The 5,800-nt window shown below is 50.3% G+C and carries 5 protein-coding genes; all 5 read right to left on the reverse strand.

Features of this window, described 5'->3' with window-relative positions; translation table 11 throughout:
- Window positions 1-542, reverse strand: a 542-nt coding sequence (locus AAF564_25535; GenBank protein MEM8488933.1) for a DUF1800 family protein, incomplete at its 3' end; no start/stop codon positions are given.
- A gap of 322 nt (window positions 543-864) precedes the next feature.
- Entirely contained in the window at window positions 865-1,845 is a 981-nt protein-coding gene (locus AAF564_25540; GenBank protein ID MEM8488934.1) for a FecR domain-containing protein, read from the reverse strand.
- Window positions 1,845-4,490, reverse strand: coding sequence for a TonB-dependent receptor (locus AAF564_25545; protein ID MEM8488935.1), 2,646 nt, complete (start codon window positions 4,488-4,490; stop codon window positions 1,845-1,847). Before AAF564_25545 ends, AAF564_25540 begins: the two co-directional genes overlap by 1 nt.
- Window positions 4,491-4,635: 145 nt before the next feature.
- Window positions 4,636-5,196 (reverse strand): RNA polymerase sigma-70 factor, encoded by a 561-nt coding sequence (locus tag AAF564_25550; protein ID MEM8488936.1) that lies wholly within the window; start codon window positions 5,194-5,196, stop codon window positions 4,636-4,638.
- A 176-nt stretch (window positions 5,197-5,372) separates the two neighbouring features.
- A partial coding sequence (locus tag AAF564_25555; protein MEM8488937.1) for a T9SS type A sorting domain-containing protein occupies window positions 5,373-5,800 on the reverse strand: 428 nt, incomplete at its 5' end.

Below are 5,800 nucleotides of genomic sequence, written 5' to 3' on the forward strand. Positions count from 1 at the left end.
CCAAAACTATGGGTACGCAGCAAATTGACATACCGCAAAGTTAACGGTGAAATTTCCAGGTTGTCGAAAAATTGTGTGACAAAATGATTCTGCCAGAACATCATCATTTTTTCAGCGAACGCATTATTGGATAGTTGCACAAAGCTCATGGGCATGAGCTCGGTCTCGAACCACAGAAAGCTGAGTTCACCATACGTTTCTTCGTTGCCTTCCGTCGGAAAGGTATTATACCAGGAAGGATTTGGAGGCAACGGCGTGTTTCGGGCTGCAAGCATGAGTTCATCGACAACCTGGTTGGCCGGCCGACCAACCAGTGCCTGTATCTGTGCTGGTGTAGCGCCAAACTGTGTTCGCCGCAGTAGATGCCGTGCCTGCGATGCTGTAAGCGGATCTGTATTTGTATCAAGGGTTGTTTGTACAGCCAGCGGTTGCAGTACCGGCATAGGCTGTGTATAACCGACTACCTGGGTTTGGGGGTGGCGGCTTCCTGCCTTCCACCTCCGTGTATTGCCTTCAGGGCGAGAACGAGCTTTTGTCATCATAGAAAAAGAAGGGTTGTGAACCCGGCACGAGCAATGATGCAGGGTTCGTGTGCAAATCATCTGCAGCTGTTTTTCTTGCGCTATTATGAATTGCAGGTCGAAAAATCAGCCGTGATCAATAGCAGGAATGCATGACCCGGCAGATACCCTATGACGTTTTCAAAAAAAAGTGGGATAAACCAAAAGCGGCCGCTTCCTCAACGAGAAAGCGACCGCTTTTAGTTATTTTCGATTTTCGAATGCCGATTGAATTTCCTGGGGTCTCCTGAGACCTAAAAAAAGACCAATCGAAAATCGGCAATCGAAAATCGAAAATTCCCTTCTACTTCAGTATGATCTCTCCTTCCTCTTCAATCACGCTGCATGAGACAAGCAGACAAATCGTCTCAAGCGCCTCATCGAGCGCATCGGTGCGTATGCTGCCGCCAATGGGTGTATCAGCGATACCCGGATCAAGTGTAATGTCTCTATCGAACGCGCGTTCTACAGCTTCTACGACTTGCCATAACGGCATTTGATGGAATGAGATCACCCCTTCCATCCAGTTAAAGGCGCCAGCAGAATTAAGAGAATCGAGCCGGCTCAACGCATTGGCAGCCCTTACTACTGCCCCCTCCGAAGCAGCCAACTCTACACTAACCCCGGAAGCATCCGTTGCGCTTAACCGTACGCGGCCTTCTTGCACAGTGACCTGGGTTTGTGCATGCCAGGTGTTCACATTGAATCGGGTACCCAATACCGTGACTTCCGCATTGTTGCTTTCCACCACAAATGGCAAACTGCCTGGCTGTACCTCAAAAAATGCTTCCCCTTCCAATACAACACGCCGCTCATTGCCGTCGAATGCCTCAGGGTACACAAGCCGGCTCCCGCTATTCAGTTGCACAACCGATTGGTCTGCCAACACAATTGAAGTCGTTTCGCCTCGATCAGCAATCAATTGCTCCATCACAGGCGATGTTGGCCGCAGGTACCAGAATAATGCGAGGAGCAGGAGCACAAGGGGGAAAACAATCCGGCCTAACCGCATCGCGCGTGAAGTCTGCCGTTTTACAGCCGGCCGATCTTCCGGCCGCTGCCTTATGCGTGCTGCTACATGCGCCCAACCTGCCTCATAGTCGGGCTCTGGTGGTGGACTTGTTGCACTACTGAGCGACCAGGCCTCATACAATTGCTCGTACTGCGCACGGTTCTCGGGCGATGCATCGAGCCAACGGTCGAGTAACAGCTGCTCCTCTACGTCCAATTGACCCTCAATTTTCTTGAGCATCAGTAGGTCATATGTTGCTTGTTCGTCAGCCATTACCGGAAAGACATTTTTAGATTAAACGCCGGCGTAAACCCGGGGGTCAGATAATTGATCGCCAGCGCCGGTGGCGTATCTCCCCTGTAATTGCGCCGCCATACATTGCGATGGTTGTATACATTATAAAACGTAACGCCGGCTTCAAGTAAAGTACGACGCAACAACATCGTACGCTGCACAGAAAGGTCCAATCGATGCAGCGAAGCCAACCGCTCTCCATTGGCAGGGCCCGAAACCAGGATCTCATCAAACGTAAGTTCTTCTTCTTGAAATTCCGGTACGCGTTCTTCGAAAACAACCGTATACGGTGTCCCTGAACCATAACGCCAGTTTGCACTGATTTGCCAGGGACCGTTGCCATACACAAGCGCAAGCGCTGTTTTGTGTCGATGGTCCTGGTTGGTAGGATACCAGCCGCCCTCGCGGATCTCTTCTGACTGGCGCTCGGAGCGGGTAAATGAATAGCTCAGCCATCCCTGAAAGGGCCCGCTTTTTTTCATGAAGTGCACATCCAGGCCTTCCTGTTGCCCGCGGGCATCGAGGATTTCGTTTTCACTCAATTCCGGGTTACCAGATAGGTTGGGGAGGTATTCATATATTGAGGACAGGTTATAGCGATATACTTCTACGTCAAGCGCATGATCAAAATTCTCATACCTGAAGCCTGCGATGTACTGGTTTGCCCGCGCCGGCGGATTCTCTTCTTCAGACAGAATCCAGAATTGTGCATTTGCACGCAAAAAGTCGAGCTGGTCCAATCGATCCATAAACTGATGATTGATGCCCCACGCCCCTTTTAAGATCAGGTGTTGCAGCACCTTATACTCAAGCGAGGCCCGGGGCTCAACGTAGAATACATCGGTAAGGGAATAGTGAGACAGCCGCAAGCCTGTATGGACATTGAGCCGGCGTTCGGAGCGCCATTCATGCTGCAGGTAGCCTCCCTTGGTAACAGCTTTCTGCTCTTCAAATTCGCGTTCTCCGTCGAGCGACGCCAGGCTAAATCCTACTTTTAACTGCTGATACCACAGGCCGGCATGTACCGTGCTGCCAGATCCATACGTGCGTTGATGGTTAGCCCTGAATTCCAGGTCGTTTAGCCGGTTGGTAACGCGTTCATCAAACGCTTCTGAGGCAATAAAAGGTTGGGGTTGCGAGGCATAGAAAAAGGCATTTTCAAACCGCGTTGTTGCCCATTCCAGCGTTGTGCGTTGTGTATTTGACCAGGCATGCGTCAGCCGGCTAGAAGCTCCAGTGGTAATAATCTCCGTCCCTTCTTGTTCGTCAAAACGAATTGTTATTTCGTCATTCCCGCTTTCACTTTCATTATCGGTGTCATTCTCGGGGTCATTCTCTTCGTCTATATCCTCCATATCAATCGTCTCTATACCCGAGAAGAAGTAGTTCACTTCGTCGTTGCTTAGATAAAACGTAGCGTCGATGCTTGTGCCTCTCCCTATCCCCTGTGTTGCATGCATAAAGAGATCCTGGTACGTAAGCCGGTTGGGAGACGCATCTGCTTCTGTCACGCCCCCCTCTTCGCTAAATTGCCCAAGAGACGCCCCAAGGAATCGCCTATAAAAAGGCGTTTGAATCAGATTAGCAAACGACTGGCGACCAATAATCTGTACGGCGCCCTGTGATGAAAACGGTACGTTCACGTGCAGGCCTGTGTGCAGGCTGGTCAGGTTGGCAGTTGCTTCAAATTCATTAGAAGGCTGCGTACTTCCCATATCCAGAATCCCACTCGTACGCCCGCCATACATGGCCGGGTAAGCGCCTTTGAACAGGTCCACGTCTCCTATAACAGACTCAGGCAACGCGCTGGTAAACCCAAAAAAGTGGTGGGTATGGTATAAATTGATGCCGTTTAACCTGACAAGATGCTGATACGGCGTCCCTCCGCGAATCATAAGCTGTGCCCGACCGTCGTTACCGCCACTCACGCCAGGCAGCAACTGTAACGCCCGGATCATCCGATCGTCAGTTGCACTCGGCACCCATTGCAGGTTGCTGGGAATCATTTTATACGCACTCGCAGCCGGCTGGCCAATTTCAGCCTGCAAACGGCTGGCTACAACACTCACTTCCGCCAAATTGATAGGGGTCTGTGCCAACTGTACATGCATTTGCTGATCGGTTCCAATATCATCACCCGGAATAAGCACGGGATAATAACCGACGTATTGAACCACCAGGGTATCTTTTTGTAGCGCGCGAAGCCACTCAGGATTCAGGGTAAAAGTACCAGCATGATCGGAGATTTGTCCCAATCGCTGCTGCTTCAGATAAATGGTAGCGCCAGCAAGGGCAAATCCGCGTTCCGCATCCTGCACCCGCCCTGGCACAGCCCGCAGTGACGGCGTTTCATCTGCTTTCCGTTCAACTTTAATCACTACAAACTGGCGCGCTGCAACCTTGTGTACGCGCATAGGAAAGTCCCGGATCAACGCATTGAGCAGATCCTGGATGCCGGTCGCTTCAAACGAAGCCGTAACCTGGGCTTCGTAGAGCGCCGGATCACTAAACGCAATGCTCACGCCGGCTGCCTGCTCAACCTTGCGAAATGCATCAACCAGGGTGACTTCGTCAAACGATATACTTAAAGGCTCACTTTTTACCATGCCTTGCGCCCACACCATTTGCGGTACTAATGAAAACAACAGCACAATCAAACAGGACACAATTAAACTATGTAATCCCGGCAGCCAGCAAAAAAGCCGGCGTGCAGGACAGCATACCCCGCCCGGTATTATAAATGCGCAAGTTTCAGAATCACCTATCATATCAGCAAAAAAGGATTAAGATGAGTGTTCTGAGATATTGGAGGGCATGCTTCAGGCGCTTTAACGCCTTGCTCATTCTGCTTTCCACTGTTTTAATGGATACTTGCTGCAACTGCGCAATCTCTCTGTAGGTCAGCTGATCATATCGGTGGAGCACAAATACGTGGCGCTGATTTTCTGGCAAAGCCTGGATTGCAGCATCAATGGCAGCCCGGGTATCAAAATCAGTTATGGGGAGCGCATACGAGATTGAGGAAGCTTTCTCTTCTTTTGCATGGGCATCCCGCACCTTCTTTTTCCGGAGATGCATGTTGATCTCGTTGCCGGCAACCGTAAACAGGTAGGCCTTGATAGACTTGTCGACGCGGATCCGGTGGCGATTGGACCATACCTTTACAAACACATCTTGCGCCATATCTTCTGCCCCTGCTTCATCCATGCCGCGGTAACAGAAAAATCGATAGAGCATTCCGTAATAGCGATCGAACAAAACCCGAAATGCCGACTCATCCCCGCCCTGCACAAGCTCGAACAACTCTTTATCGCTGAGACTAGTAGACATGAACCGTAATTGACGCTATGCTTTTATGAGCGGGCTACAAACTTAATACACGTAGCGTGCTTATGCACACGTATTTTATTGGTTCAAGAATTATACCTCAATCGAAGATGTCTTTTTGCAAATAGCAATTTGCAGAGAACATGGGGGATGTTAAAACGGCGTTCGATATGGGCATCTTATCTTGCCACAACTACCTTTTGCACTGCCGTTTGATCAGGCGTGGTGATTCTCAAGAAATACAATCCGGCCGGCGCCTGACTGGCATCCCATTTTATCGTGTGCGTGCCTGCTGGATACATCCCGTCTACTAAAACTTCCATCTGTTGCCCCAGGATGTTGTATATGGCTATGTTCACCATCTGCGATTTTGGCAGCGTTAAGGTCGATGACACATGGGTATTGGCGGGATTGGGAAACGGAGATGTAAGCGTTGAGACCTCACCCCGTGGCTGCTCATCTTCAACCGATACATCCGCCAGGTCAAAACTCCAATAGCCAATAAAGTTCGAGGGAAACCCGCCGACGTACGAAGAATATCCCCCGATATAAATCCCTTTGGTAGTTATCTCGATAGCCTTTACTTCCCATCGTGAGCCCCAAAACG

The organism is Bacteroidota bacterium, from assembly GCA_039111535.1.
Lineage (GTDB): Bacteria > Bacteroidota > Rhodothermia > Rhodothermales > JAHQVL01 > JBCCIM01.

What these genes read in the sequence shown, in the direction of transcription:
- AAF564_25540 (MEM8488934.1), bottom strand. Translation starts at nt 1,845, where the DNA reads ATGGCTGACGAACAAGCAACATATGACCTACTGATGCTCAAGAAAATT.
- AAF564_25545 (MEM8488935.1), bottom strand. Translation starts at nt 4,490, where the DNA reads ATGGTGTGGGCGCAAGGCATGGTAAAAAGTGAGCCTTTAAGTATATCG.
- AAF564_25550 (MEM8488936.1), bottom strand. Translation starts at nt 5,196, where the DNA reads ATGTCTACTAGTCTCAGCGATAAAGAGTTGTTCGAGCTTGTGCAGGGC.